The following is a 307-nucleotide window of genomic DNA, read 5'->3' on the forward strand; positions in this document are numbered from 1 at the left end:
CATAAATAAAAGTGATGGAATAGGATTTTCGAATACAGCTCTATAGAGTACCTTCTTTTTTGCCAACTTTTTCTAATAATTTTTTGAATGCTGCTAAATCCTGTTGTGACAAACATTTCAAATTTCTAAAAAACATGCCAACAATTTCACGACTAAATGAATCAGAAGATTTGATTGTGAAGTTCTTTCGACACAGGCATCAGCTTCTTTTTTTAAGAGAGAGGCCATAGCTTTATCTAAGCTATAAAATTCTATGATCTTTTCTTCCATTCCTACTGGAACGGATTTCTTGCCAATTTCTACAGAA

At 32.2% G+C, this 307-nt stretch carries 1 pseudogene; it reads right to left on the reverse strand.

Features of this window, described 5'->3' with window-relative positions:
- Positions 1-40: 40 nt before the first annotated feature.
- Positions 41-307 (reverse strand): annotated as a pseudogene (locus ACFINZ_RS11015) (XRE family transcriptional regulator); the annotation flags it as partial.

It is taken from the genome of Bartonella sp. AA81SXKL (assembly GCF_042196945.1).
GTDB lineage: Bacteria > Pseudomonadota > Alphaproteobacteria > Rhizobiales > Rhizobiaceae > Bartonella.